Below are 18,789 nucleotides of genomic sequence, written 5' to 3'. Positions count from 1 at the left end.
TCCTGGGAATTGTCTGACGAGGGTCAAAAAAAACGCCGGCTACCCTTGGGCAGCCGGCGTTCGCATTCCTGATTGGGCGATCAGAAGCGGTAGGTCACATTGCCGATGATCGTGCGCTGCGTGCCGAAGAAGCAATCACCGCGTGCGATACAGGTGTTGACGTACTGCTTGTTGAACAGGTTGTTCATGTTCAGCGACACGCGGATCGGGCCGTGATCGTAGGCGAGCACGGCATCGAACAGCGTGAAGCCGCCCACGCGGTTGTTGCCAGTGCCGTCATAGGACGGACCGTTGTAGCGCACACCCGCCCCGGTCACAAAGCCCGGCATGTCGAACAGGCTGAAGCGGTAGTTGGCCCACAGCGACGCCATGTTCGCCGGGATGCTCGCCAGCCGCTGGCCCTGCTCGGCGGCCGTGCCTTCGATGACCTTGGCGTCCAGGTAGGTGTACGTGGCGATCAGGTCCAGCCGGCCCAGCGACACCAGCGCCTCCAGTTCCGCCCCGCGCGTGCGCGCCTCGCCCACCTGCACCGTGCCGGGCAGGCCGTTGACCACGCCGGCCACCTTGCGGTTTTCTTCGCGCATATCGAACAGCGAGGCGGTCAGCGTCATGTTCTTGCCGGGCGGCTGGTACTTGACGCCCACTTCCCACTGCTTGCCGCGCAGCGGCTTGAACGCGCCCCCGTCCACATTGAAGCCGGCCTGGCCCTGGAACGATTCCGCATAGCTGACGTAGGGGTTGAGGCCGAAGTCCGAGCGGTACATCAGGCCGAAGCGCTTGGTCAGCTCGTTGTCGTCACGCGAGCCCGCCGGCGTGTTGTCCTGCGCCGCGCGCGACCAGTCGTAGCGCAGGCCCAGCATCAGCAGCCACTTGTTCCATTCGATCTGGTCCTGCAGGTAGGCGCCGGTCTGGATCTGCTTGGCCGGGGCCAGGTCGCGCGTGGACGTTGGCGCCTGATAGTTGCCATAAACGGGGTTGAACACGTTGATCGGCGCGGCAAAGCCGCCCACGCCGGTGCGGCCCGTGATCTCGTTGTTCTGGTAGTCGAAGCCGGACAGCAGCGTGTGGCGCACGGGGCCGGTGCCGAACTTCGACTGCACCTGCGTGTCGACGGCCAGCTGGTTCAGCGTCGGCTGGTTCAGGTAGATGGTGCGGCGCAGCATCGTGTCGCTGCCGGGCACCCATCCATGCGTGGCGCCGGTGTAGCCGGCCGTGTAGATGCTGCGGTAGTCAACCGTGCTGTGCGAATAGCGCAGGTTCTGGCGCACCGTGAAGGTATCGTTGAACTTGTGCTCGAACTGGTAGCCCACGGCGTGCTGCTCGGCCGTGTACTTGTCGAAGCCGGGCTCGCTGATGAAGAAGCTCTGCGGGATCTGGCCGGCCGGGTTCTCGATCTGGGTGCCGCGCCACGGGAAGAAGCCGATCATCGAGCCCGTATCGTCCTTCTGGAAGTTGGCCAGCAAAGTGAAGCTGGTGTCGGACGTCGGGCGATAGGTCAACGAGGGGGCAATATAGTAGCGGTTGTCCTTGACGTAGCCCACCGAGGCATCGCTGTCGCGCGCCAGGGCCACGAAGCGGTAGAGCCACTTGCCGTCGGCATCGATCGGCCCCGTGAAGTCGGCCTGGATCTGCTTGCGGTTGAAATTACCGAAACTCACGCCGATTTCACGCGCGGCCTCCGCCTGCGGACGCTTCGACACGAGATTGACCACGCCGCCCACCGAGCCCTGGCCGTACAGCATGCCGGACGGCCCTTTCAGGATCTCGATGCGCTCCAGGGCGTATGGATCCGGGCGCGTGTTGTTATAGAACCCGACGGCATTGAGCAGCCCGTCGAGGTACTGCGTGGAATCGGTGCCACGGATCTTGATCGAATCCGTGCGGTTGTCCGTGCCGAACCCCGCCGCCGAGACGCCGGCCGTGTAGCCCGCCGCCTGCGCCACCGACTGGGCGCCCGTGAGTTCGATCCGGTCGCGCGTGATGACGGTGATCGACTGCGGCGTTTCCATGATCGGCGTGTCGGTCTTGGTGGCGGTCACGGCTTGTTTCGCCACGAAGCCGTGTACCGGGCCGGTCGGCGATTCGGGGAGACTGCTGCCTCGGACGGTGATCGTCGGCAACTCCTGGTGGGCGGGAGCAGGTGCCTGCTCCTGGGCCAGCGTGACGCTGGCGGCTTGCATGCTCAAGGCAAAGGTGGTCAGGCGGAAGGCGTGCGAGCCGCGAACGCGGCGCCGGGCGCATACAGACATTGCAAGATCTCTCTACTGATGGGAAATGATAATGCGAATGACTCGCATTTCTTTTGCCATTGTAATGTCATGTAATGGTCTCGATACATTTATCGCCGGTTTGATTGTCAGGCGTCGCGCACGCACCACACTGCTATTGGCTGTCTCGTTTGGGGATCCCGAAAAGAAAACGGCCGGGGCGATGGGCCCCGGCCGTTGATACGTCACTGCTCCGCAGGCCCCGAAGGGCCTGGGTTTATTCCCACTCGATCGTCGCCGGCGGCTTGCCCGAGACGTCGTACACCACCCGATTCAGGCCACGCACCTCGTTGATGATGCGGTTCGAGCAGCGGCCGAGCAGCGCATACGGCAGGTGCGCCCAGTGAGCGGTCATGAAGTCCGTGGTTTGCACCGCGCGCAGGGCCACCACGTAGTCGTACGTGCGGCCATCGCCCATCACGCCCACGGACTTCACCGGCAGGAACACCGCGAAGGCCTGGCTGGTCAGGTCGTACCAGCTCTTGCCCACCTGCTGCGGCTCGCACAGGCCCGCCGCGGCGTCTTGCTCCGTGGCGATGGTCTTGCGCAGTTCCTCGATGAAGATGGCGTCCGCGCGGCGCAGCAGCTCGGCGTAGTCGCGCTTGACCTCGCCCAGAATCCGCACGCCAAGGCCCGGGCCCGGGAACGGATGGCGGTACACCATCTCGGGCGGCAGGCCCAGCGCCACGCCCAGCTCGCGCACTTCGTCCTTGAACAGGTCGCGCAGCGGCTCCAGCAGCTTCAGGCCCAGCGTCTCGGGCAGGCCGCCGACGTTGTGGTGGCTCTTGATCGTGGTCGCCTTCTTGGTCTTGGTGCCGCCCGATTCCACCACGTCCGGGTAGATCGTGCCCTGCGCCAGCCACTTGGCGTTGGACAGCTTCTTGGCCTCGGCCTGGAAGACTTCGACGAACTCGCGGCCGATGATCTTGCGCTTCTGCTCGGGGTCCGTCACGCCGGCCAGATGGCCCAGGAACTGCTCGGAGGCGTCGATATTGACGACCTTGGCGTGCAGGCGGCCCGCGAACATCTCCATGACCATCTTGCCCTCGTCCAGGCGCAGCAGGCCGTGGTCGACGAACACGCAGGTCAGCTGGTCACCGATGGCGCGATGGATCAGCGCCGCCGCCACGGACGAATCCACGCCGCCGGACAGGCCCAGAATGACTTCTTCGTCACCTACCTGCTCGCGGATCTTGGCCACGGCTTCGGCGATGTGGTCGCGCATCACCCAGTCGGCCTTCGCGCCGGCGATCTTGAGCACGAAGCGCTCGAGCATCTCCCGACCCTTCGCCGTATGCGTGACTTCCGGGTGGAACTGCACCGCGTAGTAGCCGCGCGCCTCGTCGGCCATGCCGGCGATCGGGCAGCTCGGCGTGGACGCCATCAGCTTGAAGCCCGCCGGCAGTTCGGCCACCTTGTCGCCATGGCTCATCCAGACCTTGAGCATGCCGTGGCCTTCGGGCGTCGAGAAATCCTCGACGCCATCGAGCAGCTTGGTATGCCCATGGGCGCGCACCTCGGCGTAGCCGAATTCGCGATGGTCGCTCCACTCCACCTTGCCGCCCAGCTGCACGGCCATGGTCTGCATGCCGTAGCAGATGCCCAGCACCGGCACGCCGAGGTCCCACACGGCCTGCGGCGCGCGCAGCTGGTGGTCTTCGTAGGTGCTGGCGTGGCTGCCGGACAGGATGACCGCCTTCGGCGCGTACTCGCGGACGAATTCGTCGGTCACATCGTTAGGATGGATCTCGCAGTAGACGTGCGCCTCGCGAACGCGGCGGGCAATCAGCTGCGTGACCTGCGAGCCGAAATCAAGGATGAGGATTTTGTCGTGCATGATGGGCGTTTGGCAGAGCTTCCGGCTCGGGTTCGGGCATGACCTCGGTGCCTGGGCCGTAGCCGGGTGGCGGGGTGATGACCGGTTCGCGCCGGTATTCGGGGGATCCATGCGGGCGTGCCGGGTTGGCGGCGCCGGGTTGTTGGTGCGGGTCGGCGGGGTCGACGGCATCGACCGGCGTGCCGGGGTAGTACACGGGGCCATCGCCATGCCGGGCGGCGCGCAGTTCGGCTTCGCGCTGGGCCAGTTGCTCCCGCTCGCGCAGGCGCACGCGCTTCGCGGCGGGCATCTGCACCACGGCGAAGAACAGCATGACAGCGGCCAGCGTCAGCAGCCAGACCTTGCCGGCGCCCTGTACGGGCATGTCCAGGAACAGCGTCCACGCCACGATCAGCACAGCGCTCACCAGGTTCACCTGGCCCACCGTGCGCGCCACGGGCACGGTCAGCTGGCCGTTAATGGCAGCCTGGAACAGCAGCCACGCCATGCCGATCATCGCCACGCCGAGCAGCTGGCCGAACATGGCCGGCTGCGGCTGCGGCAACTGGAGTGCGGCATACAGCGTCGTGAACGGCGACATCAGCAGCAGGATGCCGAGCAGCAGGTCTAGCAAGGCGTCGAAGAACAGCACGGCTCGCAATAGTACTTTCATGGGCGCTCCTTTTTCCTGATGCTTCTTGCGTCGCGGCCGCGCGGCCTCGTCAACCTCGACGTTGCCAGCGCGGCCGTGATGCCCAGGTCGGGCGGGCCATATCGTGATCAGTCGATATGGTAGTTCGGCGCTTCCTTGGTGATCTGCACATCGTGGACGTGCGATTCGCGCATGCCGGCGGCCGTGATCTGCATGAACTCGGCCGTCTCGTGCCAGGTGGCGATGGAGCTACTGCCGCAGTAGCCCATCGACGCACGCACGCCACCGGTCAGCTGGTGGATGATCGCCATGACCGAGCCCTTGTAGGGGACCCGGCCCTCGATACCTTCCGGCACGAGCTTGTCGACGTTGGCGGTGTTGTCTTCCTGGAAGTAGCGGTCGGCGGCGCCGTCCTTCATCGCGCCCACGGAACCCATGCCGCGATAGCTCTTGAACGAGCGGCCCTGATACAGGAACACTTCGCCCGGCGCTTCCTCGGTACCCGAGAACATGCCGCCCATCATCACGGTGTGCGCCCCGGCCGCCAGGGCCTTGGCCACATCGCCCGAATAACGGACGCCGCCATCGGCGATCAGCGGCACGCCGGTGCCCTTGAGCGCCTCGGCCACGTTGGAAACAGCGGTGATCTGGGGCACGCCCACGCCGGCCACGATCCGCGTGGTGCAGATCGAACCGGGGCCGATGCCCACCTTCACGCCGTCCGCGCCATGCTCGACCAGCGCCAGCGCGGCCGCGCCGGTGGCGATGTTGCCGCCCACGACCTGCACCTGCGGGAAGTTCTGCTTGACCCAGCGCACACGGTCCAGCACGCCCTGGCTGTGGCCATGCGCGGTATCCACCACAATCACGTCCACGCCGGCCTTGACCAGCAGTTCCACGCGTTCGTCGTTGTCCGGACCCACGCCCACGGCGGCGCCGACGCGCAGCTGGCCGTGATCGTCCTTGCTGGCCAGCGGGTTGTCCACGGCCTTCTGGATGTCTTTCACGGTGATCAGGCCGCGCAGCTCGAATGCGCTATTGACCACCAGCACGCGCTCCAGGCGGTGACGGTTCATCAGGCGCTTGGCCTCGTCCAGCGGGGCGCCTTCGGCCACGGTGACGAGTTTCTCGCGCGGGGTCATCTTGGCGCGCACCGGGGCGTCGAGTTCTTCCTCGAAGCGCAGGTCGCGATTGGTGATGATACCGACGACGGTCTTGCCTTCGAGCACGGGGAAGCCGGAAATGCCATGGTGCTGCGACAGCGCGATCACATCGCGGATCTTCATGTCCGGCGAAATGGTGATCGGATCACGCAGCACACCCGATTCGTACCGCTTCACGCGCGCCACTTCACGCGCCTGGTCGGCCGGTTTCAGGTTCTTGTGGACAATGCCGATGCCGCCGGCCTGAGCCATCGCAATGGCAAGCCGGGCTTCCGTCACGGTATCCATGGCGGCGGACACGAGCGGAATGTTCAGTTCGATTGAACGGGTCAGGCGGGTGCGGAGGGAAACATCCCGGGGCAGGACGGCCGAATAGGCCGGTACAAGCAGCACGTCATCGAATGTGAGTGCTTTCTGGACAAGACGCATAGCAAATCCTCTAGGCGCAAAAGCAGATTATACAGGAATGCAGGATTTGCTGATGCGTTCTTGCATCCCCCTTGCTATTCTCGGCCTCCCTTCCACAGATCACAACAGGAGTCCGATGGGCATCGGCGTTTTGTGCGGGCTGCTGGCCGGCGCGTTCTGGGGCATGGTGTTCATCGCGCCGAAGCTGCTGCCGGCGTTTTCGCCCTGGGAACTCGCCATTGGCCGCTACCTGGCCTATGGGCTGGTCGCCTTCGTGGCGGCGCTGCCGCTGATGCGGCGCCTCGCAAAAAAGCTAACTCGGGGCGATTGCGTCGCCTTGCTGCGCCAGGCGTTCACCGGGAACCTGCTCTATTACGTACTGCTGGCGTTTGGCGTGCAGCTGGCCGGAGTCGGGCCGACCTCGCTGATCATCGGCATCCTGCCGGTTTCCATCACCATCATGGGCCGCCGCGACCACGGCGCTGTGCCGCTCTCGCGGCTGGTCTGGCCGCTGCTGGTGGTGGCGGCCGGCATCGCCAGCATCAATATCGACCTGTTTGCCGGGGGCGGCGGTGCGCATGGCGCGGCGGTGGACGCCCTGGCCCGCCCGGCGTGGCAGAAACTGGCTGGCGTGGCCTGCGCGGCGGGCGCGCTGGTCTGCTGGACGCTCTACGCCGTGGACAACGCGCGCTACCTCCAGCGCCATCCGCATTACAGCGGGAACGAGTGGTCGGCCCTGTACGGGCTATCTACCGGGCTGGTTTCCGTGGTGCTGGCTGGCATCGGCTGGCTCGTGGCCGGCGACGCGCTGACCGCCCCGGGCAGCGGGCGCGAATGGCAGTGGTTCTGGACGGTCAACGCCGCCGTGGCGCTCGGGGCGTCGCTAATTGGCAACAACCTCTGGAACATCGCCAGTCGCCGCCTACCCCTGACGCTTTCGGGGCAAATGATCGTTTTTGAGACGCTGTTCGCGCTGGCATACGGGTTTGTGTTCGATCACCGCTGGCCACGGCCGCTGGAGTTGGCCGCTGTCGCCCTGCTGATCGTCGGGGTGGCCTGGTCCGTGCGCTTGCACGCCACGGACAAGTCTGCGTAGACTACCGGCATGACGCGGGGGTCACATGGTTGTCAACCCTCCTACCGTCCGGTTTTCATCGCCAACCTGGCATTTTTCCGCCCAGACGCCACAGACACTCTTGCCATGAACCGTTCGACCGCGCTGTACCTGCTTGTTGCCGCCAGTCTCGCCGTGCCCGCCACGGCCTTTTCCCAATGGCAGTGGAAGGACGGCACCGGCCGCATGGTTTATAGCGATGTACCGCCGCCGCCCTCCGTACCGGACCGCGCCATCGTGATGGCACCCGGCCGTGCGGCAGGCGCCTATCGCCCGGTGGAAGCCGAAACAGCCATCAAGGCCGACGGACAAGCCGACGCCAAGGCCCCTGCAGGCGACGCGCCCCGGGCCCGCCAGGTGAGCGCGCGGGCCAAGGACAAGCCGGCCGCCGGGACAGATCCCGATCAGGCCTTCCGCGAGCGCCGCGAGGAGCGCCTCAAGGCCGACCTGGAAGCCGCCACCAAGGAACGCGAGCAACTGGCCCGCCAGACGCGCTGCGAAGAGATGTCGAATTACGCCACGGGGCTGCGCGAAGGCATGCGCATCTCGAAGGCCGGCCCGGATGGCGCCGCGCACCGCCTGAACGGCGATGAACGCGCCGCCGAACTCGACAAGGTCAGCCAGTCGATGGCCCAGCACTGCAGCTGAGGCATGGGGGGGGCGCCGGATAGGCCGCCCGCCCAGTCAACTCCCCTGCCCGCCCCCGCCGCGCAGCCATTTCAGGCCCTCGCGCGTCCCGGTAGCCCGGGTCTTCTGCACGCGCTTGCGGCGTGCCTGCTTGGGATCGGCGGTCAGCGGCCGGTAGACCTCTACCCGATCTCCCTCCCGAACCAGTGTTTCCACGGTCTTGAGCTTGCCGTAGATGCCGACCCGTGCCGTCGTCGGGTCCACTTCGGGATACGCCTCGGTCAGGCCGCTGGCGCGAATCGCCCCCTCGACGCTCGTGCCAGCCGGCACCGAGACATCCTTCAGGAACACCGCCTCAGGCTTGGCGTAGCAGACCGAGAGCCGCACCATGGCGCCAGGATCAGCCGTTGTTGGCATACACCACCTCGGCGCGCTTGACGAAGGCATCGACGAACGTATTGGCAATCATGCTGAACACGGGACCGATGATTTTCTCGAGGATGAAGCTCGAAAACTCGTAATGGAGGTGAAATTCGATCTTGCAGGCGTCGGCGCGCAGCGGCGTAAAGCGCCAGGAGCCATTGAAGGTCTTGAAAGGACCGTCCGCGAACGTCATATCAATGCGTGTAGGACGCTCCTGCACGTTCCGGGTATGGAAATACTGCTTGATGCCGTTGAAATGGATATGGATCTTCGCGTCGAGCAGCGTCTCGGTGTTCTCGAAGATCTCGACGCCACCACACCATGGCAGGAACTTGGGATAGTCCTCCACGCGGGTGACCAGGTCATACATCTGCTCGGCCGAAAAGCCAAGCAGGACGGATTTATGGACGTCTGCCATGTAATCGGATGCGGGCGCCGCCAGGGGCTGGGCCCGAACGGGGCGGGTTTGCTAGAATCCCGATTTTAGCCGACACGCGGGTCGACGGCATCCCCGGCGCACATGGCGCCCCTCGATGACGCCACAACGGTCGCTCCCCTCTTTGCCGCAGCGCGGCAGCCTTGCTCAGGAATCCACCACGTACGCATGACCATCGCTGATAACAAGAAAGCCTTTTTCGACTACTTCATCGAAGAACGCTACGAAGCCGGGATTGTGCTGGAGGGCTGGGAAGTCAAGGCCATCCGGGCCAACCGTGTGCAGATCAAGGAAGGCTACGTCGTGGTGCGCAACGCCGAGATGTACCTAATCGGCGCCCATATCAGCCCGCTGCAGAGCGCCTCCACGCACGTGACGCCGGACCCCGTGCGCACGCGCAAGCTGCTGCTCAAGGCGGACGAGATCAAGAAGCTGATCGGCAAGGTCGAGCAGCGCGGCTATACGCTCGTGCCGTTGAACCTGCACTACACGCGCGGCCGCGTGAAGTGCGAAATCGGCCTCGGCAAGGGCAAGAAGCAGTTCGACAAGCGCGAAACCGAGAAAAATCGGGACTGGCAGCGCGAAAAGGCGCGCCTGATGAAGAGCGATAACAAGGAATAAGAAAAAACGGAGGCCATGGCCTCCGTTCTTGTCTGGCGATGCCGCGTCAGTGCGCGTCGCTCAGGTCTTCTGCTGGGTTTTCACAATTTGCAGTGCCGAGGCGATCATCGAACTCATTTCGCCAAGGTTGCCCGGCACGATCAGGGTGTTGCCCTGCTTGGCGAGGTTGCCAAACGCGGCAACGTATTCCTCGGCCACCTTGAGGTTGACGGCTTCCGCGCCGCCCTCGCCCCGAATCGCGTGGCCGATCTTTTCGATGGCCTGCGCGTTGGCTTCGGCCACGGCCAGGATCGCCGACGCGTCGCCCTGGGCCCTGTTGATCGCCGCCTGCCGCTCGCCCTCGGACTTCTGGATCGCCGCCTCACGGGCGCCGGAGGCCAGATTGATCTGCTCCTGCCGCTTGCCTTCGGAAGCCGCGATCAGCGCCCGCTTCTCGCGCTCGGCCGTGATCTGGGCCTGCATCGCATGCAGGATCTCCTTCGGCGGCGTCAGGTCCTTGATTTCGTAGCGCAGTACCTTCACGCCCCAGTTGGCGGCGGCTTCGTCGAGCGCATTGACCACGCTGTGGTTGATGTACTCGCGCTCCTCGAAGGTCTTGTCCAGTTCCAGCTTGCCGATCACCGACCGCAGCGTGGTCTGCGACAGCTGCGTGATCGCGACCACGAAGTTGCTCGAGCCATAAGACGCCTTCATCGGATCCGTCACCTGGAAGTACAGCACGCCATCCACCTGCAGCTGTGTGTTGTCCTTCGTGATGCAGACCTGGCTCGGCACATCGAGCGGAATCTCCTTGAGGATGTGCTTGTAGGCCACGCGATCCACGAACGGCACCACGATCGTCAGGCCGGGCGTCAGCGTGGCGTGGTAGCGCCCCAGACGCTCAAGCACCCATGCGTGCTGCTGCGGCACGATCTTGATGCCCTTGGCAATCAGCACGATGGCCGCGATGAGCAGAATCAGTGGAAACAGCCCGAGCTGGTAGGCAAGCATGTACAACTCCCGTCAAATAGGAAAACTGCTAGTCATTGGATGGGTGCCGCGCAGGAATCAGCGCGGCGAGACGATCAGCGTGGTACCCCGCACCTCGACAATGCGGAAGCGCCCCGGAAGCGGCTCGGTGTTCGGCGCCAGCTCCACGCTCCAGTCAGCGCCGCGATACGGCACGCGGGCACGCCCACTCGGGTCCCAGGCGGAGACATCGAGTTCCTGGCCGATATCGAGGTTTACATCGGGATCCGTCGATGCCGTACCCCGACGCAGCGTGCCATAGCGTGTGCGGCGCAAGGCCGCGATACACGCGATGGCTACCAGGGCCGCCGTGACCGTTTGCGCCGGTACACCGAGGCCGGCAAGCGCGGCCACACCACCGGCCGCCACGCCCACGGCGATCATCAGCAGATAGAAGGTGCCCGTCGCCATCTCGGCAATCACCAGCACCACTGCCGCGGCGAACCATATGTAGTAAGACGACATCCCGCTCCTTTTCCCAATAAAAAACCCCCGCCGCGCCATAGGCGCCTGCGGGGGCTGTTGCAACACCTGCCGCAGGGCCGGTGCCACGCGGCGTCCCGGGTTCAGCCGGGCACCGCTTTGGATGAGTTATCGCTATTGTGACGCCAAATGCCTTACGAAGCCAGTTGCTTCCAGGTTTCGACCACCGAATCAGGATTCAGCGAGATCGACTTGATGCCTTCCTTGGCGAGCCACAGCGCGAAATCCGGATGGTCCGAAGGGCCCTGACCGCAGATACCGACGTACTTGTCGAGGCGTAGCGCCGTGGAAATGGCGCGCTGCAGCATGAAGATCACAGCGGGATCGCGCTCGTCGAAGTCCTTGGCCAGCAGCTCCATGCCGGAATCGCGGTCCAGACCCAGCGTCAGCTGCGTCAGGTCGTTCGAGCCGATCGAGAACCCATCGAAGAACTCCAGGAACTCCTCGGCCAGGATCGCGTTCGACGGCACTTCGCACATCATGATGATGCGCAGGCCGTTTTCGCCGCGCTTCAGGCCGTGCTTGGCCAGCAGCTCGATGACCTTCTTGGCCTGGCCCAGCGTGCGCACGAACGGCACCATGATCTCGACGTTCGTCAGGCCCATTTCGTCGCGCACGCGCTTCATGGCCTTGCATTCCATCTCGAACGCTTCGGCGAAGTCCTCGGCGATGTAGCGCGACGCGCCACGGAAGCCCAACATCGGGTTTTCCTCGTCCGGCTCGTAGCGCGAACCACCGATCAGCTTCTTGTATTCGTTCGACTTGAAGTCGGACAGGCGCACGATCACGGGCTTCGGATAGAACGCCGCGCCGATCGTGGCGATGCCTTCCGCCAGCTTGTCGACGTAGAACGCGCGCGGGCTGGCGTGGCCACGGGCCACCGATTCCACGGCCTTCTTCAGGTCGGCATCGACCTGCGGATAGTCGAGGATGGCCTTCGGGTGAACGCCAATGTTGTTGTTGATGATGAACTCGAGGCGGGCCAGGCCCACACCGTGGTTCGGGATCTGCGCGAAGTCGAACGCGAGCTGCGGATTGCCCACGTTCATCATGATCTTGGTTTCGATCTCAGGCATCTCGCCGCGCTGGACCTCGGTGATCTCGGTTTCGAGCAGGCCGTCGTAGATGCGGCCTTCGTCGCCTTCGGCGCACGACACCGTCACCAGCGTGCCGTCCTTCAGCAGATCGGTCGCATCGCCGCAGCCGACCACGGCCGGCACGCCCAGTTCACGGGCAATGATGGCCGCGTGGCAGGTACGGCCGCCACGGTTGGTCACGATGGCCGAGGCACGCTTCATCACCGGCTCCCAGTTCGGGTCGGTCATGTCTGCCACCAGCACGTCGCCCGGCTGCACGCGTTCCATCTCGGACGGATCGTTAATCACGCGGACCGGGCCGGTACCAATCTTCTGGCCGATGGCGCGACCGCTGGTCAGCACGGGCGCCGTGCCTTTCAGCTTGAAGCGCAGCTCGGCCTTGCCGGCGGACTGGCTCTTCACCGTCTCCGGGCGCGCCTGGAGGATGTAGATCTTGCCGTCCTTGCCGTCCTTGCCCCACTCGATGTCCATCGGGCGGGCATAGTGCTTCTCGATGATCATCGCGTACTTGGCCAGCTCCGACACATCGGCGTCGGTGATCGAGTAGCGGTTACGCAGTTCGGGCGCCACATCGACGGTCTTCACGCGGCCGGCTTCACCCGGGCCCGTGAATTCCATCTTGATCAGCTTCGAGCCAATCGAGCGGCGGATGATCGGGTACTTGTTCAGCTCCAGGGTCGGCTTGAAGACGTAGAACTCGTCCGGGTTCACGGCGCCTTGCACCACGGTCTCGCCGAGGCCATAGCTCGACGTGATGAAGACCACGTCGGGGAAGCCCGATTCGGTGTCGATGGTGAACATCACGCCCGACGCCGCGAGGTCCGAACGGACCATGCGCTGCACGCCGGCGGACAGTGCCACGACATCGTGGGCAAAGCCCTTGTGCACGCGGTACGAGATGGCGCGGTCGTTGTAGAGCGAGGCGAACACGTGCTTGATCTTGTCGAGCACGTCGTCGATGCCGCTGACGTTGAGGTACGACTCCTGCTGGCCGGCGAACGAGGCGTCCGGCAGGTCTTCGGCCGTGGCCGAGGAACGGACGGCGAACGATGCCTCGGCGCCTTCACGGGCCGACACGCGGGCATAGAATTCGCGGATCTCCTGTTCCAGGCGCGGCTGGAACGGAGCGGCGGCAACCCAGCCGCGGATCTCGGCGCCGGCTTCCGCCAGGGCCTTCACGTCATCGACGTCGAGCGTCTTCAGGCGATCCGAAATGCGGGCGGTCAGGTCGTTGTGTTGCAGGAAGTCGCGGAACGCGAGCGAGGTGGTAGCAAAACCGCCGGGAACACGGACGCCAGCCTCTGCCAACTGGGAGATCATCTCCCCCAGCGAAGAGTTCTTGCCGCCGACGGTTTCCACGTCATGCATGCGCAACTGCTCGAACGGCAGCACATAGGCGCCGTTATCTGCCTGGTTAGTCATAAAAGCCTCAAAAACAAAGTAAGAAATCGGTGTCACCGACCGGTATGTTGTTGGGGTTCTGTTCCCGGCGGATCGCTTGGCTAAACCATTCCGGAGCGCGTGCGGATGCTGCGGCGCACATTGTCGACAATCGTGCCGCAGATCGTTGCTGCACCGGCGCGTACGGAATTGCTTAGCCAAAAGATCGCCGCTATTCTACCGTGCCGCACCGCACTTTCGCGTGGCAGCCTCAAAAATTGACCAGACATGTCCCTTCCCGAAGCGCCTGATGCGCCCCAACAGGCGCCTGCGCCCGGCACGGCGGCAAGCCCTGCCACCTCTCCCGCCGCGTCGCCCCCGGCCACCGCCAGCACTGGCGATCGCCCTGCCATCCGTACGGTTTTTATCGTATCGGACGGCACCGGCATCACGGCCGAGACCTTCAGCCACTCCATTCTGGCCCAGTTCGAAATGCGCTTCCGCAAGGTGCGGATGCCGTTCGTGGACACACCGGAAAAGGCACACGTGGCCGTCGGCAAGATCAACGAGGCGTTCTATAACGAGGGCGTGCCGCCCATCGTGTTCACCACGCTGGTCAATGCCGAGGCTAACAAGGCCCTGCGGCGCGCCAAGGCGATGATCCTGGACATGTTCCAGACCTTCATCGAGCCGCTGGAAAAGGAGCTGGGCCTCAAGTCCACACATGCAATCGGCCGCTTCCACCAGAATGCGGACACTGAGGCCTACAAGAACCGGATCGAGGCGATCAACTTCTCGCTGGCCCACGACGACGGCCAGTCGCACAAGAACCTGGAAGAAGCCGACGTGATCCTGGTGGGTGTGTCGCGCAGCGGCAAGACGCCGACGAGCCTGTACCTGGCCATGCAATACGGGCTGAAGGCCGCCAACTATCCGCTGATCCCGGACGATTTCGAGCGCGGCCGCCTGCCGTCGGCGCTCTACGCGTTCAAGCCCAAGATCTTCGGGCTCTCGATCGACCCGCAGCGTCTCACCGAGATCCGCAACGAACGGCGCCCGGGCAGCAAATACGCGGCACTGGAGAACTGCCGCTACGAGGTCAACGAGGCCGAGGCCATGATGCGCCGCGAAGGCATCAAGTGGCTCAGTTCGACGCACAAGTCGATCGAGGAGATTGCCACGACAATCCTCCAGGAAATCAAGATCGACCGCGACAACTATTGAGATTTTGAGAATCGTCCCGTAGCGCTGGAGGCGCTACGGGGTCACCATCGGATGGTCAATCACTCACTGCGAGGAAATATGACCACCATGGTTGCTGGCCACTCCTTCCTACCCCCTCCCGGCAATGACGGGCGCCGCCAGCGCGATCGCCCGCCCCCGCCGCCCGTGCGGCACACGCTTGGCATGCGCATCGCCAGCGTCATCTTCGCAGCCGTTGTCGCATCGCTCGGGGGAATTTTCGGCATCATCGAGCTGAGCGCCCGGCACACGCGTGCCGCCATTGATGGCGAGCTTAAGGCCATTCACGCCCAGCAAGAAGCCCATAGCCAACGGTTGGATCGGTTCGAATCGGCGGTCCTGTATCAGTTCGGCCAGGTCAACGAGCGGTTCGACAAGCTGGACGCACGGATGGACAAATCGGAAGCCCGGATGGATCGCATGGAAGACCGGCACGAGCGGGGATTGGCGCGACTGGAAGGCAAGATCGACAGGATCGCCGAGCACATCGGGATGTACAGCGGCGCGCGGCGGTTGCCGGCCACTCGCCAGCCGAACTCCTGATGTCAGCGCGATGCCGCGCGCCGCTGCCTGACCGTTTCAAACAGGCAGACAGCGGTCGCCGCCGCCACATTCAGCGACTCAAGGCCGCCCGGCTGCGGAATGCCGACGGTCCGCGAGACGCGTGCCATCCATTCCGGACTGACACCTGCGCCTTCGTTGCCGACGACCCAGCCCACCGGCTGGCGGAGATCGGTATCGAATACGGCTGCATCGGCATGCGACGACGTCGCCAGCAACGGCACGGCAAGCCGGCTTTCGAGCATCTCGAGCGTGCAGTGCTCGACGATATTGAGGTGGAAATTCGCACCCATGCCCGCGCGCAGGGTCTTGACCGACCACGCAAACGCGCAGCCCGTGGTCAGGAAGGCGTGCGGAATCCCCGCAGCGGCAGCGCTGCGCAAGATCGATCCGACATTGCCGGCGTCTTGCACGCCGTTCAGGATCACGCAATCCGTGTCGATCGTGGACGGCAGGTGCCCGCCGGGCGTGTCGATCACGAGCATCAGGTCGATGCCGTTCACCACACTCGTAATCTGCGCGAACAGCGCATCCGCCAGCAGGACAACGCGGTCCGGATCAATGCCTTCCAGCAGTGGGCGCACTTCGGCGTGATCGTAGTGCCGCTCTGACACGACGCAACTGGTCGGCTGCCCTCGCGCGGCCACATACGCCTGCGCGAGGTGCACGCCATCGAGCACGGACTGCCCCGCCTTGCGGCGTGCGTGCGTGGACCCAGTAAGGGCCTTCAGGTGCTTGAACAGCGCATTGTCGCGCGAGGTGACGTGCTTCAAGGATGTGTCTCAGAAAGGCAGCGCGTCGCGCTCCAGCACCACCCGCACCGGCGCAAACGAGCGGCGGTGATGCGGTGTCGCACCAAACTGCTGGAGCGCGGCCAGATGCTGGGGCGTGGGATAGCCCACGTGGGCATCGAAGCCGTACTGGGGATATTCCAGGTGCAGCGCGTGAAGCTCGCGATCGCGGGCCACCTTGGCAAGGATCGACGCAGCGGAAATGGCTCGCACCTTGGCGTCGCCCTTCACGATGGCCTCGACCGGATACGGGACCTGCGGACAGCGATTGCCATCGACCTGCACCAGATCGGGCAAGATGCCGCTCGCCGTCAGGCCCGCCACGGCGCGCTGCATCGCCAGCATGGAAGCGTGCAGGATATTCAGCGAGTCGATTTCCTCGACCGAAGCCGACGCGATGTGCCAGCCGATCGCCCGCTCGCAGATGCGTTCGAACAGTACCGCGCGCTTATCGGCGCTCAGGATCTTCGAGTCGGCGAGGCCCCGGATTTGCCGCTCCGGGTTCAGGATCACGGCGGCGGCATAGACCGGCCCCGCCAGCGGACCGCGCCCGGCCTCATCCACGCCACAAAGATGGCGTACGACGGCAACGGTTTGGGTCAACTCCAGCCCCATCTGCGGCGACGGACCCTTGCCGGTTTTCTGGCTGGCCATCAGCGCACACCCCGTTCGTGCATGAGATCCACCACCACGCCGGCGGCGAGGTTGGCCGTGTCGCGCTTCAGCGTCTCGTGCATCGTCGTGAAATGTTCCCGCAAGAAGGCGATATTGCCCTCGTCGTTCAGTTGCAGCAGCGTCTCGCGCGCCAGCGCCTCCGGCGTGGCGTCGTCCTGGAGCAGTTCTGGCACCACGAACCGCCCTGACAGAATATTAGGCAAGCCCACGTAAGGCAGGTAGCCCTGTCGCTTCATGATCTGCGCGGTGAGCCAGGGCACCTTGTACGAGATGACCATCGGCTTCTTGTAGAGCGCTGCCTCGAGCGTAGCCGTACCGCTGGCCAGCAGCACGACGTCGGCGGCTTCCATGGCCAGATGCGACTGGCCATCCACCACGGTCAGGTCGATCTCCGGATAGCGCTCGTGCAGCCCGCGGATAATCTCGTGCAGCGGCGCGCTGGCTGCCGGCAGAACGAATGCCAGGTTGCCGTCCATGCGATGCATGCGTGCCATGGCCGCAAAGAACGTCGCGCCAAGGTTGCGCACCTCGGACTGCCGGCTACCCGGCAGCACCGCGACGATGCGCTTGCCTTCGGGCAGGCCAAGCTCTTCCCGCGCGCCCTGGACGTCAGGCACCATCGGAATCACATCGGCCAACGGATGACCGACGTAGGTCGCCGGAATGCCGGCCTTCGCATAGATCTCGGGCTCGAACGGGAACAGGCAGAGGATGTGGTCCACCGCGCGCGCGATGGTACGAATGCGCCCGCCGCGCCACGCCCAGATTGACGGGCTGACGAAATGCACGACAGGGATGCCCGAGCGGCGCAGGGGCACTTCCAATCCGAAATTGAAGTCGGGCGCGTCTACGCCGATGAAACACAGCGGCGGATTGGCCAGCAGCTTCTCGCGAATTGCCCGGCGCGTTGCCAGGATTTCCCGCAGCGAACCGAGCACCTCCACATAGCCGTTGACGGAGAGCGTCTCCATCGGCCAGTGCGAGACGAAGCCCTGCGCCATCATGCGGCGGCCGCCGATGCCCGCGAAGTCCACGGACTCGCCCAGCCGCGCATGAAGCCCTTCAAGCAGGAGCGATGCCAGCAAATCGCCGGAAGCCTCCCCGGCAACCATGGCAATCGTGCCACGCTTGTTGACATTCGCCCGAGCTACGGCGGGCGGATCGGCCTGCACTGCGGCGTGAATCATGTGCGGCGCGGCTTAGCGGACGATGCCGCGCTGCGTCGCGGCCAGGAATTCGACGAAGGCACGCAGTGGCGCGCCGGTAGCCGCATCGGTCTGGCCCAGCAGGGCCGAGATCTCGCTGCGCGCCTCGTCGAAGCCCAAGTCTGACTTGTACAGCAGCTTGTAGGCCTGGCGCAGGGCGGCGATCTGGCCGGCATCAAAGCCCCGGCGACGCAGACCTTCCACGTTGACACCGTGCGGCGTGGCCTTGTTGCCGTTCTTGTCGCTCGCGGCGATCACGAATGGCGGCACATCCTGGACGAGCGCCGACGCGCCGCCCAGCATCGCATGGGCGCCGATGCGCACGAACTGGTGCACGCCGCTCATGCCGCCGAGAATGGCCCAGTCGCCCACTTCCACGTGGCCTGCGATCTGCGCGTTGCTCGAAAACACCGTGTTGTTTCCCACGCGGCAGTCGTGCGCGATGTGCACGTAGGCCATGATCCAGTTGTCGTTGCCGAGGCTGGTCACGCCCTGGTCCTGCACCGTGCCGGTGTGGATCGTCGTAAACTCGCGAATCGTGTTGCGGTCGCCAATCTCGAGCCGGGTGGGCTCGTTGGCGTACTTCATGTCCTGAGGCGTGCCGCCCACCGAGGCGTACGGCCCGATGCGGTTGCCTTCGCCGATGGTGGTATGGCCTTCGACGGTGGTATGCGAGCCGATCCGGGTGCCGCTGCCAATCCGCACGTTCGGACCGATGATGGAAAACGGACCGACGGTCACGTCGGCGGCAAGTTCTGCCTTCGGGTCGACCAGTGCGCTGGGATGGATTTGCGTCATACGTCCTGTCCTGTGGTCTGAA

The 18,789-nt window shown here is 64.7% G+C and carries 18 protein-coding genes; 5 read left to right on the top strand and 13 right to left on the bottom strand.

What is annotated here, in order from left to right; all coding sequences use genetic code 11:
• Positions 1–80: 80 nt before the first annotated feature.
• The 4 genes from BM115_RS19325 to guaB form a co-directional block, all read right to left on the bottom strand.
• Positions 81–2,249 (bottom strand): TonB-dependent siderophore receptor, encoded by a 2,169-nt coding sequence (locus tag BM115_RS19325; RefSeq protein ID WP_369823501.1) that lies wholly within the window; start codon positions 2,247–2,249, stop codon positions 81–83.
• Between the two features lie 235 nt (positions 2,250–2,484).
• Positions 2,485–4,104 carry a glutamine-hydrolyzing GMP synthase gene (gene guaA, locus BM115_RS19320; protein ID WP_092297687.1) on the bottom strand — a complete coding sequence of 540 codons (1,620 nt, stop codon included), beginning with the start codon at positions 4,102–4,104 and terminating at the stop codon, positions 2,485–2,487.
• On the bottom strand, positions 4,079–4,756 hold the full coding sequence (locus tag BM115_RS19315; RefSeq protein ID WP_092297684.1) for a hypothetical protein: 678 nt from the start codon (positions 4,754–4,756) through the stop codon (positions 4,079–4,081). Before BM115_RS19315 ends, guaA begins: the two co-directional genes overlap by 26 nt.
• A 107-nt stretch (positions 4,757–4,863) precedes the next feature.
• Positions 4,864–6,327: an IMP dehydrogenase gene (guaB, locus tag BM115_RS19310; RefSeq protein WP_092297681.1), complete on the bottom strand. Its 1,464-nt coding sequence runs from the start codon at positions 6,325–6,327 to the stop codon at positions 4,864–4,866.
• A 115-nt stretch (positions 6,328–6,442) separates the two neighbouring features.
• On the opposite strand from guaB, the gene BM115_RS19305 reads away from it, so the two are divergent.
• Positions 6,443–7,402 carry a DMT family transporter gene (locus BM115_RS19305; RefSeq protein ID WP_092297678.1) on the top strand — a complete coding sequence of 320 codons (960 nt, stop codon included), beginning with the start codon at positions 6,443–6,445 and terminating at the stop codon, positions 7,400–7,402.
• Between the two features lie 105 nt (positions 7,403–7,507).
• Entirely contained in the window at positions 7,508–8,068 is a 561-nt protein-coding gene (locus BM115_RS19300) for a DUF4124 domain-containing protein (RefSeq protein ID WP_092297675.1), read from the top strand.
• Between the two features lie 36 nt (positions 8,069–8,104).
• Here BM115_RS19300 and BM115_RS19295 read toward each other — a convergent pair whose 3' ends face one another.
• Both BM115_RS19295 and BM115_RS19290 read right to left on the bottom strand, forming a co-directional pair.
• On the bottom strand, positions 8,105–8,464 hold the full coding sequence (locus BM115_RS19295) for an RnfH family protein (RefSeq protein ID WP_255370908.1): 360 nt from the start codon (positions 8,462–8,464) through the stop codon (positions 8,105–8,107).
• The gene (locus tag BM115_RS19290; protein ID WP_092297669.1) at positions 8,448–8,888 is read right to left on the bottom strand and encodes a type II toxin-antitoxin system RatA family toxin; all 441 of its coding nucleotides are present in this window, start codon (positions 8,886–8,888) and stop codon (positions 8,448–8,450) included. Before BM115_RS19290 ends, BM115_RS19295 begins: the two co-directional genes overlap by 17 nt.
• A gap of 186 nt (positions 8,889–9,074) precedes the next feature.
• On the opposite strand from BM115_RS19290, the gene smpB reads away from it, so the two are divergent.
• Positions 9,075–9,527, top strand: a complete 453-nt coding sequence (smpB, locus tag BM115_RS19285) for an SsrA-binding protein SmpB (RefSeq protein ID WP_092297666.1) — start codon at positions 9,075–9,077, stop codon at positions 9,525–9,527.
• A gap of 60 nt (positions 9,528–9,587) precedes the next feature.
• Here smpB and BM115_RS19280 read toward each other — a convergent pair whose 3' ends face one another.
• The 3 genes from BM115_RS19280 to ppsA form a co-directional block, all read right to left on the bottom strand.
• Complete coding sequence (locus BM115_RS19280) at positions 9,588–10,517, bottom strand: SPFH domain-containing protein (RefSeq protein ID WP_092297664.1); 930 nt, start codon at positions 10,515–10,517, stop codon at positions 9,588–9,590.
• A 57-nt stretch (positions 10,518–10,574) separates the two neighbouring features.
• Positions 10,575–11,000, bottom strand: coding sequence for an NfeD family protein (locus tag BM115_RS19275; protein WP_092297661.1), 426 nt, complete (start codon positions 10,998–11,000; stop codon positions 10,575–10,577).
• Positions 11,001–11,152: 152 nt separating this feature from the next.
• Positions 11,153–13,537 carry a phosphoenolpyruvate synthase gene (ppsA, locus tag BM115_RS19270; protein ID WP_092297658.1) on the bottom strand — a complete coding sequence of 795 codons (2,385 nt, stop codon included), beginning with the start codon at positions 13,535–13,537 and terminating at the stop codon, positions 11,153–11,155.
• Positions 13,538–13,783: 246 nt separating this feature from the next.
• Between ppsA and BM115_RS19265 the strand changes: the two genes are divergently transcribed.
• Positions 13,784–14,719, top strand: coding sequence for a posphoenolpyruvate synthetase regulatory kinase/phosphorylase PpsR (locus BM115_RS19265; protein ID WP_255370907.1), 936 nt, complete (start codon positions 13,784–13,786; stop codon positions 14,717–14,719).
• A 78-nt stretch (positions 14,720–14,797) separates the two neighbouring features.
• Positions 14,798–15,280, top strand: a complete 483-nt coding sequence (locus BM115_RS19260; RefSeq protein ID WP_092297655.1) for a hypothetical protein — start codon at positions 14,798–14,800, stop codon at positions 15,278–15,280.
• A 2-nt stretch (positions 15,281–15,282) separates the two neighbouring features.
• Here BM115_RS19260 and BM115_RS19255 read toward each other — a convergent pair whose 3' ends face one another.
• The 4 genes from BM115_RS19255 to lpxA form a co-directional block, all read right to left on the bottom strand.
• The gene (locus tag BM115_RS19255; protein ID WP_092297652.1) at positions 15,283–16,071 is read right to left on the bottom strand and encodes a TrmH family RNA methyltransferase; all 789 of its coding nucleotides are present in this window, start codon (positions 16,069–16,071) and stop codon (positions 15,283–15,285) included.
• Positions 16,072–16,080: 9 nt separating this feature from the next.
• Positions 16,081–16,743, bottom strand: a complete 663-nt coding sequence (rnhB, locus tag BM115_RS19250; RefSeq protein ID WP_092297649.1) for a ribonuclease HII — start codon at positions 16,741–16,743, stop codon at positions 16,081–16,083.
• Positions 16,743–17,876, bottom strand: coding sequence for a lipid-A-disaccharide synthase (gene lpxB, locus BM115_RS19245; RefSeq protein ID WP_369823505.1), 1,134 nt, complete (start codon positions 17,874–17,876; stop codon positions 16,743–16,745). The genes rnhB and lpxB overlap by 1 nt, the downstream gene beginning before the upstream one ends.
• An 87-nt stretch (positions 17,877–17,963) precedes the next feature.
• Positions 17,964–18,767, bottom strand: coding sequence for an acyl-ACP--UDP-N-acetylglucosamine O-acyltransferase (gene lpxA, locus BM115_RS19240; RefSeq protein WP_092297646.1), 804 nt, complete (start codon positions 18,765–18,767; stop codon positions 17,964–17,966).
• Positions 18,768–18,789 lie beyond the last annotated feature (22 nt).

Origin of the sequence: Cupriavidus sp. OV096 (assembly GCF_900115455.1) — a bacterium.
Lineage (GTDB): Bacteria > Pseudomonadota > Gammaproteobacteria > Burkholderiales > Burkholderiaceae > Cupriavidus.
Note: the sequence above shows the minus strand (reverse complement) of the source record. Positions and strands in the feature narration are given on the sequence as shown.

Excerpts from the sequence above, each read along its gene's own strand:
- guaB (WP_092297681.1), bottom strand. The coding sequence starts at position 6,327 with ATGCGTCTTGTCCAGAAAGCACTCACATTCGATGACGTGCTGCTTGTA.
- BM115_RS19260 (WP_092297655.1), top strand. The coding sequence starts at position 14,798 with ATGACCACCATGGTTGCTGGCCACTCCTTCCTACCCCCTCCCGGCAAT.
- BM115_RS19300 (WP_092297675.1), top strand. The coding sequence starts at position 7,508 with ATGAACCGTTCGACCGCGCTGTACCTGCTTGTTGCCGCCAGTCTCGCC.
- BM115_RS19295 (WP_255370908.1), bottom strand. The coding sequence starts at position 8,464 with ATGCCAACAACGGCTGATCCTGGCGCCATGGTGCGGCTCTCGGTCTGC.
- guaA (WP_092297687.1), bottom strand. The coding sequence starts at position 4,104 with ATGCACGACAAAATCCTCATCCTTGATTTCGGCTCGCAGGTCACGCAG.
- BM115_RS19315 (WP_092297684.1), bottom strand. The coding sequence starts at position 4,756 with ATGAAAGTACTATTGCGAGCCGTGCTGTTCTTCGACGCCTTGCTAGAC.
- BM115_RS19325 (WP_369823501.1), bottom strand. The coding sequence starts at position 2,249 with ATGTCTGTATGCGCCCGGCGCCGCGTTCGCGGCTCGCACGCCTTCCGC.
- BM115_RS19265 (WP_255370907.1), top strand. The coding sequence starts at position 13,784 with ATGTCCCTTCCCGAAGCGCCTGATGCGCCCCAACAGGCGCCTGCGCCC.
- BM115_RS19290 (WP_092297669.1), bottom strand. The coding sequence starts at position 8,888 with ATGGCAGACGTCCATAAATCCGTCCTGCTTGGCTTTTCGGCCGAGCAG.
- BM115_RS19275 (WP_092297661.1), bottom strand. The coding sequence starts at position 11,000 with ATGTCGTCTTACTACATATGGTTCGCCGCGGCAGTGGTGCTGGTGATT.
- ppsA (WP_092297658.1), bottom strand. The coding sequence starts at position 13,537 with ATGACTAACCAGGCAGATAACGGCGCCTATGTGCTGCCGTTCGAGCAG.
- lpxA (WP_092297646.1), bottom strand. The coding sequence starts at position 18,767 with ATGACGCAAATCCATCCCAGCGCACTGGTCGACCCGAAGGCAGAACTT.
- rnhB (WP_092297649.1), bottom strand. The coding sequence starts at position 16,743 with ATGGCCAGCCAGAAAACCGGCAAGGGTCCGTCGCCGCAGATGGGGCTG.
- BM115_RS19305 (WP_092297678.1), top strand. The coding sequence starts at position 6,443 with ATGGGCATCGGCGTTTTGTGCGGGCTGCTGGCCGGCGCGTTCTGGGGC.
- lpxB (WP_369823505.1), bottom strand. The coding sequence starts at position 17,876 with ATGGTTGCCGGGGAGGCTTCCGGCGATTTGCTGGCATCGCTCCTGCTT.
- smpB (WP_092297666.1), top strand. The coding sequence starts at position 9,075 with ATGACCATCGCTGATAACAAGAAAGCCTTTTTCGACTACTTCATCGAA.
- BM115_RS19280 (WP_092297664.1), bottom strand. The coding sequence starts at position 10,517 with ATGCTTGCCTACCAGCTCGGGCTGTTTCCACTGATTCTGCTCATCGCG.